The sequence below is a fragment of the Streptomyces sp. NPDC059874 genome (assembly GCF_042731135.1).
In the GTDB taxonomy this organism is placed as follows: Bacteria; Actinomycetota; Actinomycetes; order Streptomycetales; family Streptomycetaceae; genus Streptomyces.
This window is the reverse complement of sequence record NZ_JBHWJY010000078.1, coordinates 15,687-39,037: the sequence shown is the minus strand read 5'-3', so window position 1 is coordinate 39,037 and position 23,351 is coordinate 15,687. Positions and strand designations below refer to the sequence as shown.

The window sequence follows — 23,351 nt, the reverse complement described above, 5'->3', positions numbered from 1 at the left end:
GCGGCGCATGCGTCGCCGCCTGCCGCCGCCGGACCACCGCGCTCCCCACGCCTGTCGATCTCGACCGCACCCGGTGGAGGAGAGCCGCAGACCGCTTTCTAGGCTGACCCCATGTCCGACGAGTCACCTCTCATCCGCAGCCTGCGGGCCGCCGTCGCCGCCGCTCCCGAAGACGTGCCCCTGCGGCTGCACTTCGCCGAACTGCTCCTCGCGGAGGGGAGGCACGACGAGGCCGTCGCGCAAGCCGCGGTCGCGCTGCAGCACGCGCCGGGCGACGAAGCCGTACGGGACCTGATGGTCCGCGCCATGCAACTGCCCACGGCCGGCACGCGCCCCGGCGCCTTCGACTGGGCCGCCGCCGAGCAGGAAGTCGCCGGCGTCGTCGGCCCCCGCTTCGCCGCCGACCCCACCGGTCCCACTGACCCCGCCGGCGCGGGCGACGCCACCGAGGCCCCCTTGACCGCGGACGGCAGCGGCGACCCGGCCGATGCGTCCGCCTGGGACATCGACGCCCCCGGCGAAGTACGCCTCGCCGACGTCGGCGGCATGCAGGAGGTCAAGGAACGGCTCGAAGCCGCTTTCCTCGCCCCGATGCGCAACCCCGAACTCCGCAGGCTGTACGGCAAGTCGCTGCGCGGCGGGCTGCTCCTCTACGGCCCGCCCGGCTGCGGCAAGACGTTCATCGCGCGGGCCGTCGCCGGCGAACTCGGTGCCGGGTTCATGTCGGTCTCGCTCTCCGACATCCTCGACATGTACATCGGCACCTCGGAGAAGAACGTCCACGACATCTTCGAGGCCGCCCGCCGCCAGGCGCCCTGCGTGGTCTTCCTCGACGAGCTGGACGCGCTCGGCGCCAAACGCTCGCGCATGCACCACAGCGGTCTGCGCAATGTCGTCAACCAGCTCCTCACCGAGCTCGACGGCATCAACGCCGCACAGAACGAAGGCGTCTTCGTGCTCGCCGCGACCAACGTCCCCTGGGATGTGGACCTCGCCCTGCGCCGTCCCGGCCGCCTGGACCGGACCCTGCTCGTGCTGCCGCCCGACGCCCCGGCCCGGGAGTCGATCCTCCGCTACCACCTGCGCGAGCGCCCCATCGAGTCCGTCGATCTCGGCAAGATCGTCAAGGTCACCGAGGACTTCTCGGGCGCCGATCTCGCCCATCTCTGCGAGAGCGCGGCCGAGTACGCGCTCCTGGACTCCGCCCGTTCCGGCACCATCCGCATGATCGGCACCAAGGACCTCCTGAACGCGGCCAAGCAGATCAAGCCATCCAGCGAATCCTGGTTCGCCTCCGCCCGTAACGTCGCCATGTTCGCCAACGACGGCGGCATCTACGACGACCTGGTCGCCTACCTGAAGAAGAAGCGCAAGCTGTGACGACACACCCACAGGTCCAACGGGCCCGGATGCTCTACGAGATGATGCGCCCGGAGGAGGCACGCGAAGCGGTCGGCCGCCGCCTCGCCGAGGACCCCGACGACCACCAGGCGTGGAGCCTGCTCGGCCAGTGCCACCTGACCCTGGGCCGATACTCAGAGGCCTTCGCCGCCGCGCTGGAGTCCCTGCGCCTCGAACCGGGCTTCCTCGACGCGCACTTCGTCCGCGGCTACGCCCTGCGCCACCTGGGCCGGCTCGAGGAGGCCGAGGCGGCGCAGCGCTTGGCGATCCGCATCGATCCGTATGCCTGGGGCCCCCGACGGCAGCTCGCCGAGCTGCTGTTGGAACTGGCCCCGGACCGCCCGGAGGAGGCGCTCGCGCACGCCGAGGTCGCGGTGCGGGAGGGGCCGGAGGAGACCTACACGTGGGCGACCATGCACAAGGTCGCCACGTTCCACCAGCGGACCGAGTTGGCCGACGAGGCCATCCGGCAGATCCTCCGCGTCGACCCCACGCACACCCTCGCCGTCACCGTGTCCACCGAGCGCGAGGCCGCCAAGGCCGGCACCTCCGCCGCCCGGGCCGCCGAACTGTACGCGGGTGGGCTCGCGGCCGCACCGCACTCCGACGCGCTCCGCAAGGACCTCGACAGGGCCGTCTACCGGATGCTGCGCGGCACCCGATGGCTCGCCCTGCTCTGTCTGGTCATGGCCGCCGTCACCGTCGACGTCTTCCCCACCGGGGGCGGGGCGAAGGAGCTGCCCGTCCATCTCGGCACCCGGCTGTGGGCGCTGACCCTGATGGCCGTGGTGTGGGGCTTCGGCGCCTGGCGCCGCTACCGGCGGCTGCGGACCGGGGTGCAGCTCACCGTGTTCGCGCTCGTGCGCCGCTCGTTCTGGGCCAGGGTCGTGCTCGGCCAGGCCACCTGGGCCACTCTGTGCGCGCTGTTGCTCGTCGCTCTGCCGTGGAGCGAGCGCACCGTCCCTCAGGTCCTGTTCTGGCTGGCACTCGTACCGAACCTGCTCAGCATCACCCACGACCGGGACAAGGTCTGATGAGCCGGGCCCTGCAACAGGCGGACGCCCTCTTCGACCTGGGGCGCCACGAGCAGGCCGCCGCACTCGCCGGCCGGCACCTCGCCGGCGCCCCCGACGACGCCAACGCACTCGTGCTGCTCGCCCGCTGCCGGCACAGCCTCGGCGACGAGCAGCAGGCGCTTGCCACCGTCGAACACGCCCTGCGCGTCGCACCCGAGTCGGTGAGCGCCTGGCTGACACACACCCACGTCCTGCTCGCCCTGAAGGAGGACGAGCAGGCCGAGGGCTCTGCCCGGCGCGCCGTCGAACTCGCCCCGCAGCACTGGCCGAGCCACTACACCCTCGGCATGGTCCTCGCCCGTGGCGCCCGCCGGAAGCGCAAGCGGGCCGCCTACGAGTCGGCCCGCACGGCCGTCGCCCTCGCCCCCGAGGAGAGCGACGCGTACGTCCTCCTCGGCGTGACCGCCCACCACACCGGCAACCTCCGCGTCGCCCAGGAGGCCTACGAGACGGCGCTGCGCCTCGACCCGGACAACAGCATGGCCCACAACAACCTCTCGCTGCTCCACCTGCGCCGCCGCTGGCTCCGTCCCGGCTCGTGGACCCGGGCCGCCGAGGGCTTCGTCCAGGCCGCCGCCCTCGACCTGGACGACCGCCACGCCCGCCACAACCTGGAGAACATGGCCTGGGGAACGTTGATGGGCTCCCGCTGGGTGGCCCTCGCCGGAACCGTCACGGTGTCTTTGGGCTCTGCCCACCTGCGTGCGGGCGCCGCCGGCACCGACGCCCTCGTCACCTTCCTGGTGTGCGCGGCCGTGCTCGTCGGCAGCTGGGGAGGCTGGCTGCTGTGGCAGACCCGGCGGGTCCCGCCTCACCTGCGCCGTCCCCTCCTGCTGGTGTCGCGCGGCTGCCGGCCGGTCCTCGGGATGGCGTTCCCCATCGCGCTGCTCATCGTCCACTCGGCCTTGGCTCTGGTGCTGTGGCGCAGCGCCGTGTTCGCCGCGCTCGCGATTCCGCTGTTCTTCTTCGCGATCGTCACGTCCGTGGCCGGCCGTACCGCCCTCCAGCAGCGCGCGCCGAAGCAGTAGGAGGCAAGGCAGAGAGGCGGCGCCTACGCGGTGGGCATCCCGGCGCCGGTCGGTGTGCGCAGTGCGCTGCGCCGCTGGGCCCAGGCCCCGCGGATGTGGGCCGTGAGGCGGTCCTCCAGGAGGGCGGTGGCCACGCAGCCGAAGGCGATGTCCGCCTCCAGGGCGGGCTCGTCGGCGAGGAGGCCGCCGATGACCTCGTGGCGTACGACCTGCTCGTGGACGGCGTCGGCCTCCACGTGCTCGGTGTAGAAGTGTTCGGCGGCCGGACCGGCCGCGCAGCGCCGCATGGCCTTGGCCATGCGGCGGGAACCGGGTGACGAGGTGACCTCGACGCACGCGAAGTGCCCGACGAGAGCGCCGCGCAGGGCCCGGTGGAGCCCGAAGAGGGACATCAGGTTCACGGTCGCGAGCAGGGGCGCCGGCGCGCGGTCCACGTAGCGCCCGTACGCCGGATCCAGGTCCAGGTCGGCCATGAGGTCCGCGAAGAGCTGCGCGTGGATGTGGTCGGCGCGGCCCGCGCCGAACTCGTCGTACTCGATGGCCACCATCGCGGCCTTGGCGCGGCCGGTGAGCCGGGGGATGACCCAGGCGTGCGGGTCGGCCTCCTTGAGGTGGTAGAGGGAGCGCAGGGCCGCGTACTCGCGCAACTGCCACAACTCGCCCTCGGTTTCCAGGTAGTGGCTGAGACTGCCGGAGAGGTCGACGGGCTCGACGAGGAGCGGGGCGAACGCGTCCTCGACCGATCGGGGCGCGCCGGACAGCTCGGCCCGCAGGGCGTGGAGGAAGCGGTCTTCCAGGGCCCGGCGCAGCCGCAGGAGGTCCGGATCCCATTCCCGTTCCTCGTCCACGCCGTCGAAGCTCCGGTAGTGCAGCTCGTACAGCAGGTAGAGCGCGAGCTGTAGGTCTTCTCCCCACGTATCGGCCTTCAGGATCGAAGCCGGGCCGTACTCCGGCGGGCGGCCGGACCGCAGGGCGTTCGCCACGGCGGAGGACAGCTCGCCCCGCCCCTCGACGAGGCGGGGGCCGGCAGCGGTCGTCGTCGCGCTCGGTCCGCAAGGGGTCATCGCGGCTTCCTGTCCTCGGATGGCGAAACGGTGCTCTCGCGGCGGCGGTGGCTCGTGTCGCACCAGGGGTACGTTCGGCTGCGGCGGCAGGTGCACACCGCGGCCATGAAGCGGTCGGACCGGACGACCGTCCCGTCGTCCAGGACGATCTCCACGGGGCCCTCGACGAGCACCGGGCCCTGCGGGTCCACGAACACCCGGCGGGCGGGTGTCACCGCGTGCGTCGCGTTCGAGGCGCTGTCAGAGGTGCCGGGCACGAATGATCACCAGTTCCTCCTGATGCGGTCGATGACCTTACGTCCGTCCGGGGCCCCGGGTCCTCATGATCGAGCGCCGCCGCCAGGAAGCATGCGGCGTGCCCAGGGCCAGAGCCGTACAAGACGCACGCACCTCCTTGAACGACCGGCACGGCTGCCATGGCGACGATCGACTGCCGAGACTTTGCGACTGCCCCAAGACATGCTCGCCATCCGGAAGGCCGTCGATCTTAGGAGGATCAGACGAAGGACCTCAGCTCTCCTCGGGGTCCGCCCGCTCGGTGTCAGCCGGGTGGATCTGCTCTTCACGGCCGATACCCGGACGCTGCCGCTTGGCGCGGTGGCCCCCGGCATCCGCGTCACTCTCTGCCGGGGGCGAACGCCGGACGACGGCGTCGTCAGCCCGGCGCCGCGCCTCACGGTCGCCGCTCTCGCCCCCGGCCTCGGACGGCGTGGTCCGCGGATGGCGTCTGGACTTCTCGTGGTCTGCCATCGTGTCCTCCTTCGAGGGTGCCTGTCTCCGGCGACTACCCCACCCAGTCGTCCCGATGTCAGTGGAACGATCCACCGCGCCTGGCCGAGCCTGTCCTGTGTCAGGTGTGGAGACGGCTGTTCGTCCCGTCGTGGCTGTCGGCGTGTTCCTCGTCGAACCAGTAGTCGCCGGCCGCGAGGTAGCGGAACGAGTGCCCGCTGTGAGCGGCGAGGGTGACGGTTGCGGCGCGGGTGCCGTCGCCGCGGGGTTCCAGGGGGTGCGCGGCCGGGTTCCAGTGGTTGAAGTCCCCGACGACGCTGACCGGCCCGTCCGGAGTGTTCTCCGGCAGGATGAAGGTGACTTGCGCACGACCCTTGAGCTGCTTGCGTTCGAGCACGGAGAACTCCAGCCACGAAGACATGGGGGGATGAGCCCGTGCATCCTCGCGCGTGGTCAGGTCTCGTTCCCCCGCGCACGACCGTGGGTCCAGCAGGAAGTCACCCATCCGGTCCCAGTCCCGGCACCCTCCCGCGGCAGGGCTCCCGGCGCGATGAAGCGGCGCCGCGAACAAGACCGACGCGACAACGATCTCAGCGTCAGGGGCTCGTCCGGGCGGGCGGTCTCCCGTGTGTCCGATGCCGAAAGCAGGGGTCATCGTCGCCTGCGGAGCGATGGTGATGCTTGGTGCCCGGCGGAGGCCGGTTCCCGCAACGCCACGGTGGAGGAGAACGACATGGACGCGATCGTGCTGCCGCGCGCGGACAGCGAGTGAAGGGCCCCTGTGCGACCCGGCTCCGGGGCGGAGCGGAACACCGCGGCCTGGCGGTCAGGACGGTGGCAGTCGTGGGACTGACGGCGGTGCTGTGCGGGTGCGGGGCGCCTGCGGCCCGGGTGGACGGTGCCACGCAGGCCGGACGTGCCTTCGAGCAGGCGCTCGCAGACGCGGACTACCCGCGGGCATGCGCGCTGCTGGCACCGCAGACCCGGCAGCAGCTCCAGGAGGACCAGCACCGGCCGTGCGGTCCGGCGCTGCGCGGCCAGGAACTGCCGGCAGCCGGCCAGGTGCGCGCGACACAGGTGTACGGGCGGCAGGCGTTGCTGCGCCTGCGGAACGACACGCTGTTCCTGTCGCAGTTCCACGACGGTTGGAAGGTGGTCGCCGCCGGGTGCACGCCACGCGGCGACCAGCCCTACCAGTGCTCGCTGAAGGGCGGCTGACGTGCGCTTCCTGTTCATCGGCTGCCTGGTGACGATCCTGGGCGGGCTGGGGTACTTCATCACGATCGGAGCGTTGCACCGGTGAGCCGCGGGTCGCGGGAGGACCGCGGGGGCGGGTTCTGGCGGGACAACAGCCTCACCCTCGCTTTCGGCGGCGCCTTCCTGCTCGTCCTCGCCAGCCAGGCGTTCGCCGGGCACGCCGGCTTCAACGAGGACCTGGCCGTCGACGGGTTGCAGCAGCTGACGCTCGGGGAGTACCTGATGTCATCGGACTTCGCCGTCGACGTCAGCGAGAACTGGCAGTCGGAGTTCCTCCAGTTCTTCCTCTACATCTTCGGCACCGTCTGGCTCCTCCAACGCGGCTCGCCGGAATCCAAGGAGCTCCACAAGGCCGGACCGGAGAGCGACCGGGAGCAGCGCATCGGCGACCACGCCGGAGCCGACTCCCCCCGTTGGGCCGGGACCAAGGACTGGCGGCAGCACCTGTACTCGCGCTCCCTGGGGACCGTGATGGCCCTGCTGTTCTTCCTCTCCTGGCTCGCCCAGTCCATCGCCGGTGCGGCCGCCTACGACGAGCAGCAGCTGCGCCGGCTCCAGCCTCCCGTTTCCTGGGCCGCCTATCTGGCTTCCGCCGATTTCTGGAACCGCTCGCTGCAGAACTGGCAGTCCGAACTCCTGGCCGTGGCCGCCATGGCCATCCTCTCCGTATACCTGCGCCAGCGCGGCTCCCCGGAATCCAAGCCCGTCGGCGCCCCGCACACCTCCACGGGAGTGGAGGGCTGAGCCGCACGAGCCATCCGGCGTCGTTGCGGGACGGGGCGACGTACTCCAGCGTGTACGCGAATCGTGCCACCGCGGCGGAAAATGCCTTCCGTCGCCTCGTCCGATTGCGCCAGGATCTGCGACAACGCAGCGATCCGACACGCACGATGGAGGTACCCGGTGGTCGTCAGACCCGAACCGAGACTCATCCCGCTGTGCGGGTTGCCCGGCTCGGGGAGGACGACCCTGGCCGGGCAACTCGCCGCGGATCTCCCGGCCGTCCGCCTCTGCCCGGACGACGATGCGGCGCACGCGCCCTCGATGTCCCGGTGGAGCTGCGCTACCTGGGCGGTACTTCGATGCTCCGGGGCCTGACGAATTCGCCCTCTTCGACGGACCCGCCGACCGACGACGGGGGCGTCGACGGCGGCATCGGCCGGATCAGCCGATGGCCGCCGCCACCGCGTCCGCCAGGGCCTGCTGGCCGCGGGCGTTGGGGTGGACGGGGAGCGAGGGCTCCGTGGGGACGATGCCCGCGATCCAGCGGTCGGTGGAGCAGATGTCGTGGCCGATGGTGGGCGTGTAGGTGTCCACGTAGACAGCGCCCCCGGCCTTCGCCTCACGCGCGAGCACGCGGTTGAGCTCCTTGACCGTGTCGCGCAGGAAGGCCGCGTCGAAGACGGTGACGGGCTGCTTGCCCAGGCAGTCCCATTCGTTCTCGGGGAGGACGGCCGGGTAGCCGACCAGCATGATCTTCGCCCGCGGAGCGCGGTTGTGGATCTCCCTCAGGGTCGAGGCGACCCTGCCCGAGGCGTCGTTGATCCGGTAGCTGAGGGTGTCCTTGTAGTGCCACGCGCAGGGCGACCCCCACGGCGCGATCTGGGCGAGCGCCACGCACTTGAGGATGGGCCCGGCGACGCCGGCGTCGGTGGAGCCGAGGTCGTTGCCGCCGATGGTGAGGGTCACCAGCTCGGTGTCGGCGGTGACGGCGTTCAGCTGGGGGTCGTTGACCTTGCCGATCACGGGGTACACGTGCGGCTCGGCCATGTGCTTGGTCTTGGCTCCCCCGCAGGTGACGTCGACGGTGGCGGCGGCCCGGAGCCTGGCGGCGAGCAGACTCGGGTAGTTGCGGTCCGAGCGCAGGCACAGTCCCGCAGACTGACGAGGGACGCCGGATCCGGCGGCGTACGAGTCGCCGAGCGCGACGTAGCGGCGGGGCGGTGCGGTGGAACCGGTGGTCCCGGCCGTCTGGGCGGCGGAGGCCGGGACGGACGTGGCGGCGAGCGCGGCGGCGCAGGCGGCGGCGAGCGTGAGGGATCGTGCTGAGGTCACTGCTCCTCCTGGCTGTGTGGGGGCGGCTCGAACGGTTACCGAGTGCTCGGTAGGTGAGCGACAGCATGGAGGGTGTTACCGGGGGGTACAACCGGTCAGTAGGTAAGGATTTCCCCAAGAGGAGAACCGCAACTGGTGTGGTTCGCAGGTGAGTTGAAGCAGGCGTCGAAGCGGAACGACCTCAGCCGTCCGAGGGCGGCGGGCAGGCCGGCCTGTGCGCTTTCGACCCGAGGAGCTCCGCGAGCGTGCCGAAAAGGGCCGGCATGTCGACCTCGTCGGGGTCGAGCAGCCACTGCGAACGCATCCCGTCGACGACGGCGATCAGGAGCGTGGCGGCCTGCTCGGGGGTGACGCCGCTGGGCAGCAGGTCTCCGTAGTCGGCGCGCACGATCTCGGTGTAGAGCGTGCGGATGCGGGCGTACCGGTCCCGGAAGTAATCCTGCGCCGGATGATCCTCGGTGACGCTGTCGGCGGCGAGCACGGCGAAGCACTGGACGATGCCGCGGCGTTCTCCGTCCCGCTCGAGGAGCCGGACGATCGCGTCCCGGGCGGCGGCCGTCCCGCCCGAGCGGGGGCCGAGCGTCGCGTGGTCGAGCTCGTCCCTGCGGTCGAGCACCGCCTGCAGGAGCCCCTCCTTGGAGCCGAAGTAGTGCAGCACGCCCTGCTGGGTCAGCCCCACGCGGTCGGCGATGACGGCCAGTGAGGCGCGGTGGTAGCCACGCTCGGCGAACACCTCCAGAGCGACGTTCAGGATGGCCTCGCGGCGCTCGGCCGACCGTTCGTTGCGACTCGTCCCGCGCCCGCCCACGCCCGCCCCCGCAATCCCCGAACCTGCGCCCCGTGCTCGACCGCTCCCACCCTAGGCCTTTCGTCAGGTTTGCCGGGACGCCTTCGTCCTCACCCAGCTGCTGGGACTGCCCTACGCCGAAGCGTCCGAGGCCGTCGGCTGCCCGGTGGGCACGGTCCGCTCCCGCGTGGCGCGTGCCCGTACGTCTCTCGTGGCGTTCCTCACCGACACGGGGACCCGGGCTCCCGAGGGGGTTCACCCGGCACCGCCTCACCGGCGGACCGAATCCCGGCAACACGCGGACCCCAGGCCCGTGGCGTTGCTCGCCTGACGAGGCGATCCCCGAGAAGGTCTGCCCTGTTCAAGGCAGGTGAGGATGTTCCCGGCCCGTCGTCGGCGCGCCGTTGATGACGTGGAGCAGTGGCGGCCCGGCCGGCCACGGCAGCTCGCCGCGGGTGGCCGCGGCGGCCAGTCGGAGCGCGCCGAGGAGGGGGTCTCCCTCGGGGGTGTGGAGGCGGACGGCGGGGATGCGGGACGACAGCCGGTCGGACACGGCCTCGCGCAGGCCGTCCAGGTGGAAGAGGCGGCCGGTGAGGGCGATCCGGGGTGCGTCGAGGCCGGCCGCCGCCGCGGCCGCCGTGTCCGCGATCTCCTCGGCGGCGCGACCGAGGATGTCCGCCGCTACCGGGTCTCCTGCCGCGGAGGTCTCGGCGACGTCGGGTGCCAGGGAGGCGAGGAGCCCGGCCCGGTCGGGGCGCAGTTGGAGGATGGCCGGAAGTCCGGTGACCGGGCCGAACCGGGCGAGGACGCGGGCCAGGAGCGCGACGGATCCGCCCTCGCGCCCGTCGTGGGCGCGCAGGGCGGCGTCGAGTGCCGCGCGGCCGATCCAGGCGCCGCCGCCGCAGTCGCCGAGCAGGTGGCCCCAGCCGTCGGCGCGCCGCCAGCCGGTGGTCAGGTCGGTGCCCAGCGCGATCATGCCCGTTCCGGCGGCGACCACTACGCCCGGCAGCGCGCCGAGGGCGCCCGCGTAGGCGGCGACCGCGTCGGCGGCCAGCACCAGACGGCGGGATCCGGTGCGCTCGGCGAGCGGGCCCGGCAGGCGGGCGGCCAGGTCCTGGCCGAGCGTCGCCATGCCCGTGGCGCCGACGGCGAGGGTGTCCACGGTGGCTGCTCCCGCCTCGGCGAGCAGGCCGTCGAGGGCGGGGAGCAGGGTGCGCAGCAGGGCCTCCGCGTCGATGCCGCGCGGCCCGGTGCCGGTGGGCGTGGCTCGTTCGGCGCCGGCTTCGATCCGGGGCCGGCCGTCTTCGTCGAGGCGGGCGAGGGCCACACGCAGGCCGGTGCCTCCGATGTCCACTCCGGCCACCCGGGTCGCGTCAGTCATGGCTCGGCCTGCGGGGGCGTCCCTGAACGGCTTCGTGGGCCCGGTGCAGCGCTCTGCCCGCCGCCAGGTCTTGGCGCTGCGCAAGCCTGACGTACAGGCAGTCGACCACGACGAGTTGGGCGATCCGGCTGACGGTGGCGCCGGTCCGGAACGTGGTCTCCCGGCCGGCGAAGGTGAGGAGGTGTTCGGCGGTCTTTCCGAGGGGGGACAGCGGGTCGCTGGTGAGGGCGGCGGTCGTCGCTCCGCGCCGGGCGGCCTCGGCCAGCGGGTCGATCACCTCGCCGGTGCGGCCGGAGTAGGAGATGCCGATGGCGACGTCCCCGGTGCTCAGGTGGGCGGCTCCCATCAGCGCGCGGTGGACGTCGGAGCGGGCGGTGGCGGCGAGTCCGAGGTGCTGCAGCTTGTACTCCAGGTCGGCCGCCACCACGGCCCCGGAGCCGGCTGCGTAGATCTCGATCCGCCGGGCGGCGGCGATCCGATCGACGAGCTCGTCGAGGACCCGCAGGTCGAGCTGTTCGGCGGTGTCCTGGGCGGCGCGTGCGTCGAGGCGGGCGACCTTGGCTACCACGGTGGCGGTGTCGTCCTCGTCGGCGATGTCGTCGCCGGCTCCGATCCGCACCGCGAAATCCTCGCCGCCGGCCAGCTGCGCGGCGGCCAGCACCAGGCGCAGGTCGGGGTAGCCGCTCAGGCCGAGGGCGCGGCAGAAGCGGGTGACGGAGGTGTCGGAGACCCCGGCGGCGGAGGCGAGGCGGCTGATGCTGAGCGTGGCGGCGCCCGCCGGGTCGGCGAGGACCAGGTCGGCGATGGCGCGTTCGGCGGGTGAGAGGGAGGGCAGCCGTCCCCGTAGCTGCACGATCAAGGCCTGGGCGGTCGGCCGGTCCACGCGGTTCCTCCTGAGCGCCGGCGGGCGGGGGGCGGGGGTGGGATCGGAGATGTTGCTCTTCCACATCCTGATCTCCTTGTGCAAGAATCCTCCACATCGCTCAGGGGTGTCAACTCTCCGCGGCGTGTCCGCAGTGTTCCGTCTGCCCGGTGAAGGAGGGCCAGCGAGGTGTACCGCTCTGTCGTGCTGACCATCCGCGCCCATGTCGACTTCTGCCGGGTCGCCGGCGCGATCTGTCGACGCGTCACCTCTTCCCGCTGACACTGCCCCGGGCCGCCACGCGGCCCCCACCTCACCTCCGAGGAAGAATCCGTGACCGCCCCGGCTTCCCATGTGCCCGGACGGCCGCTGCGGGCCGCCTACGTATTCGACCGCACCCTGGTCGCGCTCACCGAGAGCGAGCGCGACCGGATGCTCACCGAGTACGCGGCCTCCGGCCTCAACGCCCTGATCACCAAGGCGGATTCCATCACTCCCGAACTGGCCCGCGCCTGCCGCGCGGCAGGCCTGAGCCTGCTCGGCAGCGTCGCCTGCTTCAGCGATCACGCGCGGCCCGCCGCCGAGCGGCGCCCCGACCTGTACCCGGTCTCCGGCGACGGACGGCCGTGGCAGCGCATGGAGTGGTACACCGGCCTGGTCCCGACCGACGACGCGTACGTCACCCGACTCATCGACCGTTTCGCACGGTTGGCCGTCTCCCCGCTGCTGGACGGACTGGTGCTGGACTTCCTGCGCTGGCCGCTCCACTGGGAGCTGGAGCTTCGCCCCGGTGTCGTACCGCGCTCCTCCTCGTACGATCCGCACACGCTGGACGACTTCACCCGGCGCACCGGCACCGCGCTGCCCCCCGGCTCTCCGTCGGCCGTGGCGGCGTACCTGCACGCCCACCACGAGGAGGCGTGGCACGGGTACCGCTGCGAGGTCATCACCGATGTGACGCGCAGGCTCACCGACGCGATCCGGGCCGCCCGGCCGGGGCTCTGGACCGGCCTCTTCCTGGTGCCCGCCGAGGATGCCGGGCAGCGCCGCCGCCTGGTCGGTCAGTGCGTCACCGAGCTGGCGCCGATGGTCGACGCCGTGCTTCCGATGTCGTACCACGCGATCCTGCACCGGGAGCCCGGCTTCGTGGGCCTGGTCGCCCGGTCCGTGCGGGCCGAGAGCGGGCCGACGACCGTGGTGCCGATGGTGCAGACGACCAACTCCCCCGTACTCGCACGAGGTGCCGACTGGGGGCCGGAAGTCACCGGCACCGACCTCGCCGGTGCGCTGCGCTCCGCTCTGGAGGCTTCCGACGACGGCGGCCTGTGCCTGTTCCCCGGTGAAGGGTTGGACGACGCGGGGCTGCGGCTGCTTGCGCGGCACCTGCGGACCGGCAGTCGGCAGGCTCCTCCGCTGCCGCCGACCGAACGGCGCAACCCCGCCACCATCTGCATCGACCGGCTGCCCACGCATGAGCTGCTCCGTGCGATCAACGCCGAGGACGCCCGGGTCCCGGCCGCCGTCGCAGCGGCCCTGCCCATGCTCGCTATCGCCGTGGACGCGGCCGTGGCGGCCCTGCGGGCGGGTGGCCGGGTGCACTACGTGGGCGCGGGATCCTCCGGCCGCTACGCCGTCCTCGACGCCGCCGAACTCGCCCCCACCTACGGGCTGGAGCCGGGCAGGATCGTGGCCCATCTGGCCGGTGGGTCGACCGCGCTGGCACACGCCGTGGAGGACGCCGAGGACGACGAGGCGGCCGGACGCCGGGCGCTGGCCCAGGTCACCGCCCGGGACGTCGTACTCGGCCTCGCCGCCAGTGGGCGTACCCCGTACGTCGCCGGGGCGCTGGCCGCCGCCCGCGAGGTCGGGGCCACCACCGTCCTGGTCAGCTGCAACCCCGACGCGCCGTTGGCACGCATCGCCGACCTGCACGTCTGCACCGACACCGGGCCGGAGGTCATCACCGGCTCGACCCGGATGAAGGCCGGCAGCGCACAGAAGCTGGTGCTGCACGGATTCTCCACCGCCGTCATGGTCCGGTTCGGGCGGACCTGGTCCAACCTGATGACGGATCTCGCGGCGACCAACGCCAAGCTGGCCGACCGCGAACTCACCCTGCTCGCCCAGGCGACCGGCGCGGATCCCGGCACCTGCCGTGCCGTGCTGGAAGAAGCCGGCGGCGAGCTCAAGACCGCCCTGGTGGCGCTGCTGACGGGGACCGGTCCGCAGGAGGCGCGCACCGCGCTGGCGGCACACGGCAAGGAGGTACGGGCGGCCGTGGCCGCGCTGACGGTCCGATGTCCCGGGGACCGCGCACCCGCGACCTGAGTCAGCCACCGGACCACGCAGGCCCGGCCGCCGCCCGCATGTTTCCGTGCCCGGCGGGACCCCGCCAGAGAGGCTTCACCATGTCCCTACCCCCGCATGCCCCGCGCCGGCGCGCCCTTGGCGCCCGACCGCTGCCGGCCGGCCTCCTCCTCCTCGCCCTGCTGCTGATCGCAGCGGGCGGGCCGGCCGCTCCCGCGCCGGCCCGCGCGGCCTCCACCGCCGGCAACGCCGCCCCCGCCGTCACGCCGGCCCTTCGCCAATGGACGGGCGGCACCGGACAGTTCACGCTCACGGATGCGTCCCGGATCGTGCTGGACCCCGCCACCGCGGACCTCGGCACCAGCGGCGCCACCTCCGAGCGCCTGTCGACCCGTACGGCGGCGCAGGTCGCCGACCGGTTCGCGGCCGACCTGGCCGCGGTCACGGGGCGCACCCTGCCCGTGGCCCGCACCTCCACACCCGCCGCGGGCGACGTGGTACTCACCCTGGCAGCGGACACCGGGCTCGGCACCGAGGGCTACGCCCTGACCGTCACGGACACCCGGGTCACCCTCAGCGCCCCCACGTCCACCGGCGTGTTCTACGGAACCCGCACCCTGCTGCAGATGCTGCGCCTGGGACCCGCCATCCCCCGGGGCACCGCCCGTGACTGGCCCGGGCTCGCCTATCGGGCCGAGCACTTCGACGTGAGCCGCCGCTACATGGCACCCGCCGACATCGAGGACGAGATCCGCCGGGCCTCCTGGCACAAGATCAACACGATCCAGCTGATGTTCAACCAGGCCAACGCCTTCCGGCTGCACAGCCCCGCCTATGCCTCGCTCGCCCCGACCGATCCGGGCCGGCGCTACAGCCAGGCCGACATCGCCCGGATCGAGGCAGTGGCCGCCCAGTACCACGTGGTGATCGTGCCGGAGATCCAGGGACCGACCAAGGCCCAGCCGTACGCGGCCTTCGGCGGCACCGACCGCTCGCTCTCCGTCCGGTGCGGGGACGCCGGCACCCTGGACTTCACCGACCCGGCGGCCACCGCCTGGATGCAGGGCCTGCTGGGCGAGTTCATCGGCTGGTTCCAGGGCCCCTACGTCCACCTCGGCAACGACGAGGTGCCCGCCGCACTGGCCGACTGCCCCTACATCAAGTCCAAGTTGACGGCGGCCGCGCCCACCTTGGCCGATCTGCAGGAACAGTTCATCGCGGCCGAGCAGGCCACCGTACGGGCCCACGGCAAGCGCGCCATGATCTGGGTCAACGGCACCGCCATCCGGCCCGCCACCGACGTCCTGATCATGAACTTCGGCAGCACCGTCGTCTCCGCCACGATGCGTTCGCTCGGCTACGACGTGGTCGACTCGGCCTACCGCACCGGCCCCTACACCCGCTTCTACATCTCCCCGGCCGACTACGAGAGCAAGGTCGTCCCGCGCGGCGACATCCACACCTGGACCCCGGTCGCCGATCCGCACAACGCCGGCCAGGTCCTCGCCGCCTGGGGCGACGACCTGTACTTCAGCGAGACGGACTACTACCTCGACCTGTTCGACGGCCGCCGCGCCGAACTCGGCGAGCGCACCTGGAACCCGGACCCCACCACCCGCGGCTACGCGGTCTTCACCCAGGACCTCCGCGCCGTCGGGGACGAGCCCACCGCCGCGCCGCGCACGCCGCCGGCGCCGACCACCGACGGCGCACCCGTCCACACGTGGACCTTCGACAGCCCGTACACGCCGACCGCCGCGACCCACCACCCCGGCGACTGGAAGCTCACCCTGCCCGACACCACCGGCGCCCTGCACGCCAACGGCTTCCTCTACCCGCCCCATTACCCGGCCACCGGACGGGGCGGCAGCGGCCTCGGCTTCACCGCCGGCAGCGGCCAGACCCTCAGCATCGGCGGCCGGGCCGTCCGGGCGCCCTGGACCCTCTCCCTCTGGGCCAAGCGCACCGGCGACGCCACCGACACCGTCCTGCTGCGCGACACGGACACCGCCATCAAGATCGAGCAGGCCGGCAGCGACCACCGGCTGGGCCTCACCGCGTACGGCGTCGGCGACCACACCTTCGACTACTCACTGCCCCTCGGGCAGTGGACCCACCTGACCCTCGTCGCCACCGGCAGCGGCACCACCCTCTACGCCAACGGCAGCCCGGCCGCCGCCCTCCCGCAGACCATCGCGCTCCCGCTCGGCGGCTTCGGCGGCAAGCGCCCGTTCACCGGCGTCATCGACGAGGTCCAGGTGTACCGCCAGGCCCTGACCGCCACCGAGGTCGCCGCGCGCTACGCCCAGGCCACCGGCGGCGCCAACCTGGCCCTGAATCGCCCCGTCACCGCCTCCAGCACGTACCGCGCCGGCGTCGAACCCGCCAACGCCGTCGACGGGTCCGGTACGACCCGCTGGTCGAGCAACCGCACCGACCCGCAGTGGCTCCAGGTCGACCTGGGCGCCCCGACGGCCATCGGCCGCGTCCGGATCGAGTGGGAGGCCGCCTACGGCAAGGCCTACCAGATCCAGGTCTCCGACGACGCCGTCAACTGGACCACCGTGTACGCGACCACCACCGGCAACGGCGGGACCGACGAGATCACCGGACTGGGCACGCACGGACGCCACGTCCGCCTCCACGGCACCGCCCGGGGCACCCAGTACGGCTACTCCGTCTGGGAGTTCCAGGTCCACGCGGCCTGATCCTTCCCGTGCCCACACCTCACCTCACCGAACCAGGAGCATCCCCGTTGTCCACCTTCCCCGCCGCACGGCGCCTCGCGCCCGTACTCGTCGCAGCCGTCCTCGCCCTCACCGGCTGCTCCACCACCCAGGTGAAGGCCGGGAGCGGTATACCGCCGGCCCCGCGGGAGGCGCTGCCCACCACCGTCCCGGACGGTACCGAACTCCGGATCGGCGATCAGAACGCCCAGTTGGAGGTGCTCCTCAAGTCCTCCGGCCAGGACCAGAACGCTCCGTACAAGCTCGGCTACAACGCCTTCCAGGGCGGGCCCGCCATCCTCGAGGCATTTCGAGGGGGATCCCTCGACGTCGGCATCGTCTCGGAGACACCGGCCGTCTTCGCCCAGGCCGCCCGACAGGACGTCAAGATCGTCGGCGTGGCACAGACCAGCCGCAGCGCCGTCCACCTGGTCACCGCCCCCGGCACGACGGCGCAGACCGTCGCGGAGCTCAAGGGCAAGAAGATCGCGTACACCGAGGGCACCACCTTCCAGCCCGCCGTACTGAACGCCCTCAAGAGGGGCGGCCTCAAGACCACAGACGTGACCCTGGTCAACCTCCAGGTCCTCGACATCCCCGCCGCCCTGCAGAGCGGCCAGGTCGACGCGGCCGCCCTCACCGAGCCGCTCGCCTCCAAGTACTTGCTCCCCAACGCGGCCAAGGGAGCCCACGAGATCACCGACGACAAGGACCTGACCAGCGGGCTCCTGTTGCTCATCACCCCGGGCAAGACGCTCGAAGACCCCGCGAAGGCCGCCGCCCTGCGCGACTTCTCCGCCCGCTGGACCAAGGCCCTGGGCTGGCAGAACACCCACAAGGACCAGTGGGTGCAGGACTACTACGTCAAGAGGCAGAACATCCCGGCCGGCACGGGCGAACAGATCTACGCCAACACCGGCACGGCGGCGTTCCCCGCCTACTCCGAGGCCGTCGCCGCCCACCAGGCCATCGCCGACGTGCTCTCCGAAGCCGGCGCGATCCCCGGGAAGCTCGACGTCACGGGCGAGTTCGACCGCCGCTTCGAGGAGGTTCAGCAGCAGGCGCGCACCACCTCCGGCTGACCCTCGTACGACCGCACCAGGAAAGACACCTTCCATGACCACCGCTCAGCCGCGCATCCGCGCGGTCGGCCACCGCCCACCCCGGCTGCCGTTCGCGCGCGCAGTCGGCCCGCTGCTCCTGCTCGCCGCCTGGTGGAGCGCCTCCGGCACCGGGCTGCTGGACCCGCAGACCCTCGCCTCCCCCGCCGACGTCCTGCGCACCGCCCTCGATCTGCTCGGCACCGGCGAGCTCCAGCGCCACCTGCTGATCTCCCTGCAACGCGCCGCACTCGGTCTCGCCTTCGGGGTGGCCATCGGCCTCGCGCTGGCCCTGGCCGCCGGACTCTCCCGCATCGGAGAGGCCCTCTTCGACGGCACCGTCCAACTGGTGCGCTCCCTGCCGATCCTGGCCCTCGTCCCGTTGGCCATCCTCTGGTTCGGGATCGGAGAAGAGGTCAAGGTCATCCTGGTGGCGCTGGGCACCCTGGTGCCCGTCTACCTCAACACCCACGCCGCCCTGACCGGCCTCGACGTCCGCTACGCCGAACTGGCCCAGACCCTGGACCTGTCCCGCGGGCAGTTCCTCCGCCGCATCGCCCTGCCGGGAGCGGCTCCGGGCTTCTTCACCGGCCTGCGGCTGTCGGTCACCATCTCGTGGCTCGTCCTGGTGGTGAGCGAGCAGATCAACGCCTCCAGCGGCATCGGATACCTGATGACCCAGGCCCGCACCTTCGGCCGTACCGACGTGATCGTGGTCGGCCTGGTCGTCTACGGGCTGCTCGGCCTGCTCTCCGACACCCTGGTCCGCCTGCTCGAAAGGAAGGTCCTCGCATGGCGCCGCACCCTGTCCTGACCACTGCCGCTCCGGCCGTGCGCATACGCTCGCTCACCCGCGCGTTCGCCGGACGTACCGTGCTGGACGGCGTCGATCTCGACCTCGCCCCCGGGGAGTTCACCGCTCTGCTCGGCCACAGCGGGTCGGGCAAGTCCACGCTGCTGCGCGCCGTCGCCCGGCTCGACCACGACGCGCAGGGCGGTGGCACCGTCGACGTCCCCGAACGACGGTCCGTCGCCTTCCAGGACGCCCGGCTGCTGCCCTGGGCCCGGGTCCTCGACAACGTGGTCCTCGGGCTGACCACCGCCGATGCCCGTGAGCAGGGCCGCAGGGCGCTCGCCGAGGTCGGCCTGGCCGGCCACGAGCGGGCCTGGCCCGGCACGCTCTCCGGCGGCGAGGCCCAGCGAGCGGCGCTCGCCCGGGCGTTGGTACGCGCACCGCAACTCATGCTGCTCGACGAGCCGTTCGGCGCCCTGGACGCCCTCACGCGGCTGCGCATGCACACCCTGCTGCGCCGGCTCTGCGCACGTCACCGGCCCGCCGTCCTGCTGGTCACCCACGACATCGACGAGGCACTCGCCCTCGCCGACCGCGTGCTCGTCCTCGACCACGGCCGCATCAGCCACGACATCCGGCCCGACCCCTCGCATCCCCGGACAGCCGAGCTGCGCACCCGGCTCCTCACCGCCTTGGGAGTGACGGAACACGGCGGGAGCTGATCACCCGGCGGGCGGGCGCGACCCACTCCGCCCGTAGCGCCCGCGCAGCCCGCGTCCACGTCGCGTCCTTCAGGGCGACGGCCGCGGTCCGGGCGGTTGCCTCTCGGGCGACGCCTTGCCGGCCCCGGCCATCACCCGCTGCTCGGTCGAACGCTTCGCCTCCGCCTCCGCGACCGCGCCCAGGCTGTGATCGCGGCCTACGAAACGGGCCCGGTCACCCCGACCGCGCCGGGGAACACCCACCCGGACTGCGCCCGGCGCGGCGCGGATCTACGCTGATCAGGTGACCGGCTGCGCCGGAGGGCACGTGGATTCCGGATGTCGTCCGGGGGCGGCCGGAGGGAGGTGATGCCCGATGTCCACGTCCCGGGCAGCCGCGGCCCGCTGCGCGGCCGCCGCAGCCGTCTGCTTGTTGATCTTCCAGGGCGCGGGAGCCGCCGGGGCCGATGACAACGGCATCGCCGACAAGAGCGCCCCGGCCATCGCGGACGCCTCGCGCGAGGCCATGACCGGGGCCACGTCCATGCGCATGGTGGCCAAGGTGACCGACGAGTCGGGCACCACCGCTCTCGATCTCCGATTCGACGAGCGGGGCAACTGCGTCGGCAGCGTCACGCCTCCCGGCGGTTCGGGCACGGCCGACATCATCAAACGCGGCCGCGACGTGTGGATGAAGCTCGACGACGCCATTCTGCGAGCCCAACTACCGGGTGCCGCAGCCGATGACGCGATCGCGCTCATCAACGGCCGCTATCTGCACGGCACCACGGGCAGCCTCCTGTTGCGCGACTTCGCCGAGTTCTGCGACCTGGACTCCTTCAGGAAGGAGTTCTCCTCGAAACCGGTGAACGAGCAGCTGACCAAGGGCTCGCGGACCACCGTCGACGGCCGTCCGGCCATCACGGTCACGAGCCGGCGCGACGGCGAGACGGGCACGTACCAGGTCTCCACCGAAGACAAGCCGTACCTCCTGCGGATCCAGGGCACCGACACGTCCGGCCAGCGGGTGGAGGCCTCCTTCTCCGCCTTCGACGAGCCGGTCCTGGCCAAGCCCCCCGCACCCGCCGACTCGGTCGACCTGTCCCAGCTCCAGTAGACCGGCAGCGCCGCCCGGCCCGAAGAGGCGTGGCGTCAGGCGCCGGGCGAGACCTCGAGCGCAGCAGGCGGGCCGCTTCGACGAGGTTCTCCGGGAAGCCCGGGTTTCGGGTCAACCGCGGATCTTCAGGCCGCAGTTCGGGACTGACCCAGAGCCGTTCGGCGGGGATCGCGTCCAGCCCCCTGCGCGGGAGGGCCGCTGCTGGAGCACATGTGGGTGTGGATCTGGGTGTCCGGGCGGACGCCGCCGGTGGTGAGGCGGAAGGATTCGGTGGCCCAGGCCAGGTAGTCGGCGTGGTCGGCTACGCGCAGCGGCAGCGTTCTCCCGGCCCATCGCGGGTCGGACACCCAGCGCTGCTCCAGTTGCCGGGCCGCTGCCGTCGTCGTCGAGTTCGCCTCTGCCATGACCGTCACCGTTTACGTGATCGCCGGGTCTGCGAATGCGCTGATCCATCGCTCAGCGCATTGGCACCCTGTGCGACCGGTTGCACCGCTACGACGCCGCGAGCCGGGTCCTGCACCTGTCGAACCGGCTGCGGCCGGGCCGGCAGGCGTTCTGGATGGCCACCCAGTTGGCGCTGCTCGAATACGGCGACGAGCTCGACCGGCCGGCGGCGGAGGACTTCCCCCCGGCCGCCCCCGCCCACGCCCTCGAGCGGATCGGCATCGCCAACTACTTCGCCGCCGCGCTGATCCTCCCGTACACCGCCTTTCTCCTTCGTCCGGGTCGACCGGGCCGGGAACATGTCGAAGCGGCAGTCCGCCACCGGATTCCACTTCTCCCGCGCGGGCGGCACCTGCCCGCTGTGGAACGTGTACGAGGCCTTCGCCGCGCCCGGCCGCATCCACGTGCAGGTCACGGCCATGCCCGACGGCCGGCGGTACCTCTGGACCGCCCGCGCGATCACCCGCCACCGCGGCGGCTGGGGCGGACCCGGCAAGACCTTCGCCATCGGTCTCGGCTGCGAGATCCGGCACGCCTCGCGTCTCGTCTACTCCGACGGCCTCGACCTGGACAACGCGGCCACCGCCACGCCCATCGGCATGGGCTGCCGACTCTGCGAACGGCTGGACTGCCCCCAGCGTGCCGTCCCGCCCCTCGGGCGCACCCTCGCCGTCGACGAGAACAGCAGCACCTTCATCCCCTACCCGGTCAGCGGGGGCTGACCGCTCACGCCGGTCGGCGCGCCGCAGCCCCCGCGGACCGGCCTCGCCGGCGCGCCGCTGTTACTGCGCCATCTCGTACGCCCCGGCCAGGGCTTCGACACGCTCCCAGACCCGCGCCGCGCGGGCTTCGTCGACCACGGGGCGGCGGACGGCGCCCAGTGCCCAGGCCTGCTGCGCTTCGGTGGCGGAGTCCTTGCCGTGCAGTTCGACGGCGTGTCCGGAGAAGTCGCGGACGAGGACGGAGAACAGCTCGTCGAGGACGTCCCCGTCCAGGTCCGTCAGGCGGGCCTGTTCCAGGATCAGCTGGCCGTGCACCACCAGCGCGAACAGCTGGCCGACGGAGAGCAGGAAGTCCAGGTCGCGGCTCTGCTCCTCGTCGGGGGCGACGGTGGCCACGAACTCGCACAGGGCGTCGGCCTGTTCCCGGAAGCGGGCGACGTTCGGGACGGTGGCGTACGCGTCGAAGGCGGGCCGCCAGTCGTGGAAGCGGACGGAACCCAGCCCGCGGGCCGGTCCCTGCCGGAAGAGGAAGGCGTCGTCGGCCGCGTCGAGGCGGGTCGGCACCGCGGGGTATTCGACCGGCTCCAGCAGGTGGTTGCGCATGAACTTGAGGATCAGCGCGAGGTTGACGTGGACCGTGCCTTCGAGCTTGGGCAGGCCCCGGATCTCGACGGCCGCCTCCGCGAAGTAGGTGTCCTTCTCGAAGCCCTTGGCCGCGATGACGTCCCACATCAGGTCGATGACCTTCTCGCCCTCCGTGGTCACCTTCATCTTCGTCATCGGGTTGAAGAGGAGGTAGCGACGGTCCTCGGGACCGGCCGAACGGAAGTAGTCGACGGCGCGATCGCTGAACAGCTTCATCCCGACGAGGCGGACGTACGCGTCGGCCAGCTCGCGGCGCACGTGCGGGAAGGCGGTGACGGGGCGGCCGTAGAGGATGCGGTTCCGGGCGTGGGTGACGGCCTCGTACATCGCGTGCTCGCAGATGCCGATCGAGGCGGTGCAGAGGTTGAACTTGCCGACGTTGACCGTGTTGAGGGCCGCGTCGAAGGCGGCGCGGCCGGTGTGCAGGACGTCGTCCGGGGACACCGGGTAGGCGGCCAGGCGGAACTCGCTGACGTACTTGGAGGAGTCGACGACGTTCTGGACCAGCTGGTACGCCGGGTGGCGGCTGTCGGCGGCGAAGAAGACGTACCCGTCCGGGCCCTCGATGTCGGTGCGGCGGCCGAAGACGGAGACGAGCCCGGCGGCGTTGCCGTTGCCGATGTAGTACTTGGAACCGGTGGCCAGGAATCCGCCGTCGCCGTCGGGCTCCAGCAGCATGTCGGTGGAGTAGATGTCGGCGCCGTGGGTCCGCTCGGACAGCCCGAAGGCGAAGACCTCGCCCTGGGTGAGGAGTTCGGCGGCGCGGGCGCGGGCGGCGGCGTTGTCGCTCTGCCAGACCGGGCCGAGACCGAGGATGGTCACCTGCCACGCGTACCAGTAGTCGAGGCCGTAGAACCCGAAGATCTCGTTGAGCGCGGCGATCCGGGCGGTGTCCCAGCGCTGGTCCTCCTGTGCGGCGGCGGAGGCCGGGGTGAGGAAGGTGGAGAACAGGCCTTCCTTGGCGGCGAAGGCGAGGAACTCCCCCAGCCAGGCGCGGGAGCGGTAGTCCTCGATCAGCTTGCGCTTGCCGCGCTCCTCGAACCAGTCGATGGTCGCGCGGAGCAGCCTGCGGGTCTCGGGGTCGAAGTGCGCCGGGTCGTAGGTGTGCGGGTTGAACAGCAGGGAGTCGGCCATGGAGGTTCACCTTCGGATGAGG

22 protein-coding genes and 3 pseudogenes are annotated in these 23,351 nt (G+C 72.2%); 15 read left to right on the top strand and 10 right to left on the bottom strand.

The annotated features are described in order from the left end of the window. The first annotated feature begins 111 nt into the window (after nt 1-111). The 3 genes from ACFV9H_RS32745 to ACFV9H_RS32735 are packed head-to-tail and all read left to right on the top strand — an operon-like array spanning nt 112 to nt 3,505. Nucleotides 112-1,380, top strand: a complete 1,269-nt coding sequence (locus ACFV9H_RS32745; RefSeq protein WP_385405472.1) for a tetratricopeptide repeat protein — start codon at nt 112-114, stop codon at nt 1,378-1,380. Continuing rightward, nucleotides 1,377-2,435, top strand: coding sequence for a tetratricopeptide repeat protein (locus tag ACFV9H_RS32740; protein WP_385405469.1), 1,059 nt, complete (start codon nt 1,377-1,379; stop codon nt 2,433-2,435). The genes ACFV9H_RS32745 and ACFV9H_RS32740 overlap by 4 nt, the downstream gene beginning before the upstream one ends. Next, nucleotides 2,435-3,505, top strand: a complete 1,071-nt coding sequence (locus tag ACFV9H_RS32735) for a tetratricopeptide repeat protein (RefSeq protein WP_385405466.1) — start codon at nt 2,435-2,437, stop codon at nt 3,503-3,505. The genes ACFV9H_RS32740 and ACFV9H_RS32735 overlap by 1 nt, the downstream gene beginning before the upstream one ends. A 23-nt stretch (nt 3,506-3,528) precedes the next feature. On the opposite strand, the gene ACFV9H_RS32730 is transcribed toward ACFV9H_RS32735, so the two are convergent. The 4 genes from ACFV9H_RS32730 to ACFV9H_RS32715 all read right to left on the bottom strand — a co-directional run bounded on the left by ACFV9H_RS32730 (nt 3,529) and on the right by ACFV9H_RS32715 (nt 5,719). Further along, nucleotides 3,529-4,569: an iron-containing redox enzyme family protein gene (locus ACFV9H_RS32730; protein ID WP_385405463.1), complete on the bottom strand. Its 1,041-nt coding sequence runs from the start codon at nt 4,567-4,569 to the stop codon at nt 3,529-3,531. Then, a complete protein-coding gene (locus tag ACFV9H_RS32725; protein ID WP_385405460.1) occupies nt 4,566-4,826 on the bottom strand; it encodes a CDGSH iron-sulfur domain-containing protein in 261 nt (86 codons plus the stop codon). The genes ACFV9H_RS32730 and ACFV9H_RS32725 overlap by 4 nt, the downstream gene beginning before the upstream one ends. A 253-nt stretch (nt 4,827-5,079) precedes the next feature. Then, on the bottom strand, nt 5,080-5,319 hold the full coding sequence (locus tag ACFV9H_RS32720) for a hypothetical protein (RefSeq protein ID WP_385405458.1): 240 nt from the start codon (nt 5,317-5,319) through the stop codon (nt 5,080-5,082). Between the two features lie 100 nt (nt 5,320-5,419). Further along, nucleotides 5,420-5,719, bottom strand: a complete 300-nt coding sequence (locus ACFV9H_RS32715; RefSeq protein ID WP_385405455.1) for an isoamylase early set domain-containing protein — start codon at nt 5,717-5,719, stop codon at nt 5,420-5,422. 422 nt (nt 5,720-6,141) lie between these two features. Here ACFV9H_RS32715 and ACFV9H_RS32710 point away from each other — a divergent pair, with 422 nt between their 5' ends. Together ACFV9H_RS32710 and ACFV9H_RS32705 are read left to right on the top strand one after the other, a co-directional pair. Further along, entirely contained in the window at nt 6,142-6,516 is a 375-nt protein-coding gene (locus tag ACFV9H_RS32710) for a hypothetical protein (RefSeq protein WP_385405453.1), read from the top strand. Between the two features lie 81 nt (nt 6,517-6,597). Then, nucleotides 6,598-7,299: a DUF6766 family protein gene (locus ACFV9H_RS32705; protein WP_385405451.1), complete on the top strand. Its 702-nt coding sequence runs from the start codon at nt 6,598-6,600 to the stop codon at nt 7,297-7,299. Between the two features lie 420 nt (nt 7,300-7,719). Here the strand turns inward: ACFV9H_RS32705 and ACFV9H_RS32700 are convergent, their stop codons facing one another. Together ACFV9H_RS32700 and ACFV9H_RS32695 are read right to left on the bottom strand one after the other, a co-directional pair. Beyond that, nucleotides 7,720-8,610 carry an SGNH/GDSL hydrolase family protein gene (locus tag ACFV9H_RS32700; protein ID WP_385405449.1) on the bottom strand — a complete coding sequence of 297 codons (891 nt, stop codon included), beginning with the start codon at nt 8,608-8,610 and terminating at the stop codon, nt 7,720-7,722. Nucleotides 8,611-8,791: 181 nt separating this feature from the next. Beyond that, complete coding sequence (locus ACFV9H_RS32695) at nt 8,792-9,418, bottom strand: TetR family transcriptional regulator (RefSeq protein ID WP_385405446.1); 627 nt, start codon at nt 9,416-9,418, stop codon at nt 8,792-8,794. 73 nt (nt 9,419-9,491) lie between these two features. Here ACFV9H_RS32695 and ACFV9H_RS32690 point away from each other — a divergent pair. After that, a pseudogene (locus ACFV9H_RS32690) lies at nt 9,492-9,728 on the top strand (sigma factor-like helix-turn-helix DNA-binding protein); the annotation flags it as partial. Between the two features lie 30 nt (nt 9,729-9,758). Here ACFV9H_RS32690 and ACFV9H_RS32685 read toward each other — a convergent pair. Together ACFV9H_RS32685 and ACFV9H_RS32680 are read right to left on the bottom strand one after the other, a co-directional pair. Beyond that, nucleotides 9,759-10,778 (bottom strand): BadF/BadG/BcrA/BcrD ATPase family protein, encoded by a 1,020-nt coding sequence (locus ACFV9H_RS32685; protein ID WP_385405443.1) that lies wholly within the window; start codon nt 10,776-10,778, stop codon nt 9,759-9,761. Further along, the gene (locus ACFV9H_RS32680) at nt 10,771-11,727 is read right to left on the bottom strand and encodes a MurR/RpiR family transcriptional regulator (RefSeq protein WP_385405440.1); all 957 of its coding nucleotides are present in this window, start codon (nt 11,725-11,727) and stop codon (nt 10,771-10,773) included. Before ACFV9H_RS32680 ends, ACFV9H_RS32685 begins: the two co-directional genes overlap by 8 nt. A gap of 102 nt (nt 11,728-11,829) precedes the next feature. Between ACFV9H_RS32680 and ACFV9H_RS32675 the strand changes: the two genes are divergently transcribed. The 7 genes from ACFV9H_RS32675 (at nt 11,830) to ACFV9H_RS32645 (ending at nt 20,384) form a co-directional block, all read left to right on the top strand. Next, nucleotides 11,830-11,922: a putative leader peptide gene (locus ACFV9H_RS32675; RefSeq protein WP_385405438.1), complete on the top strand. Its 93-nt coding sequence runs from the start codon at nt 11,830-11,832 to the stop codon at nt 11,920-11,922. Nucleotides 11,923-11,973: 51 nt separating this feature from the next. Next, entirely contained in the window at nt 11,974-13,968 is a 1,995-nt protein-coding gene (locus ACFV9H_RS32670; protein ID WP_385405436.1) for an N-acetylmuramic acid 6-phosphate etherase, read from the top strand. 80 nt (nt 13,969-14,048) lie between these two features. Then, entirely contained in the window at nt 14,049-16,655 is a 2,607-nt protein-coding gene (locus ACFV9H_RS32665; protein ID WP_385405434.1) for a discoidin domain-containing protein, read from the top strand. Nucleotides 16,656-16,702: 47 nt separating this feature from the next. Then, the gene (locus ACFV9H_RS32660; RefSeq protein ID WP_385405431.1) at nt 16,703-17,755 is read left to right on the top strand and encodes an ABC transporter substrate-binding protein; all 1,053 of its coding nucleotides are present in this window, start codon (nt 16,703-16,705) and stop codon (nt 17,753-17,755) included. A gap of 34 nt (nt 17,756-17,789) precedes the next feature. After that, nucleotides 17,790-18,587, top strand: a complete 798-nt coding sequence (locus ACFV9H_RS32655) for an ABC transporter permease (RefSeq protein ID WP_385405429.1) — start codon at nt 17,790-17,792, stop codon at nt 18,585-18,587. Continuing rightward, the gene (locus tag ACFV9H_RS32650; protein ID WP_385405426.1) at nt 18,566-19,288 is read left to right on the top strand and encodes an ABC transporter ATP-binding protein; all 723 of its coding nucleotides are present in this window, start codon (nt 18,566-18,568) and stop codon (nt 19,286-19,288) included. The genes ACFV9H_RS32655 and ACFV9H_RS32650 overlap by 22 nt, the downstream gene beginning before the upstream one ends. A 355-nt stretch (nt 19,289-19,643) precedes the next feature. Next, nucleotides 19,644-20,384 (top strand): hypothetical protein, encoded by a 741-nt coding sequence (locus tag ACFV9H_RS32645; RefSeq protein ID WP_385405424.1) that lies wholly within the window; start codon nt 19,644-19,646, stop codon nt 20,382-20,384. Nucleotides 20,385-20,498: 114 nt separating this feature from the next. Here ACFV9H_RS32645 and ACFV9H_RS32640 read toward each other — a convergent pair. Continuing rightward, nucleotides 20,499-20,704: pseudogene (locus ACFV9H_RS32640) on the bottom strand (hypothetical protein); the annotation flags it as partial. 164 nt (nt 20,705-20,868) lie between these two features. Here ACFV9H_RS32640 and ACFV9H_RS32635 point away from each other — a divergent pair. Then, nucleotides 20,869-21,099: pseudogene (locus tag ACFV9H_RS32635) on the top strand (ImmA/IrrE family metallo-endopeptidase); the annotation flags it as partial. Nucleotides 21,100-21,127: 28 nt separating this feature from the next. Then, entirely contained in the window at nt 21,128-21,550 is a 423-nt protein-coding gene (locus ACFV9H_RS32630; RefSeq protein ID WP_385405421.1) for a short-chain fatty acyl-CoA regulator family protein, read from the top strand. A gap of 60 nt (nt 21,551-21,610) precedes the next feature. Here the strand turns inward: ACFV9H_RS32630 and ACFV9H_RS32625 are convergent, their stop codons facing one another. Then, a complete protein-coding gene (locus tag ACFV9H_RS32625; RefSeq protein ID WP_385405419.1) occupies nt 21,611-23,329 on the bottom strand; it encodes an acyl-CoA dehydrogenase family protein in 1,719 nt (572 codons plus the stop codon). Nucleotides 23,330-23,351 lie beyond the last annotated feature (22 nt).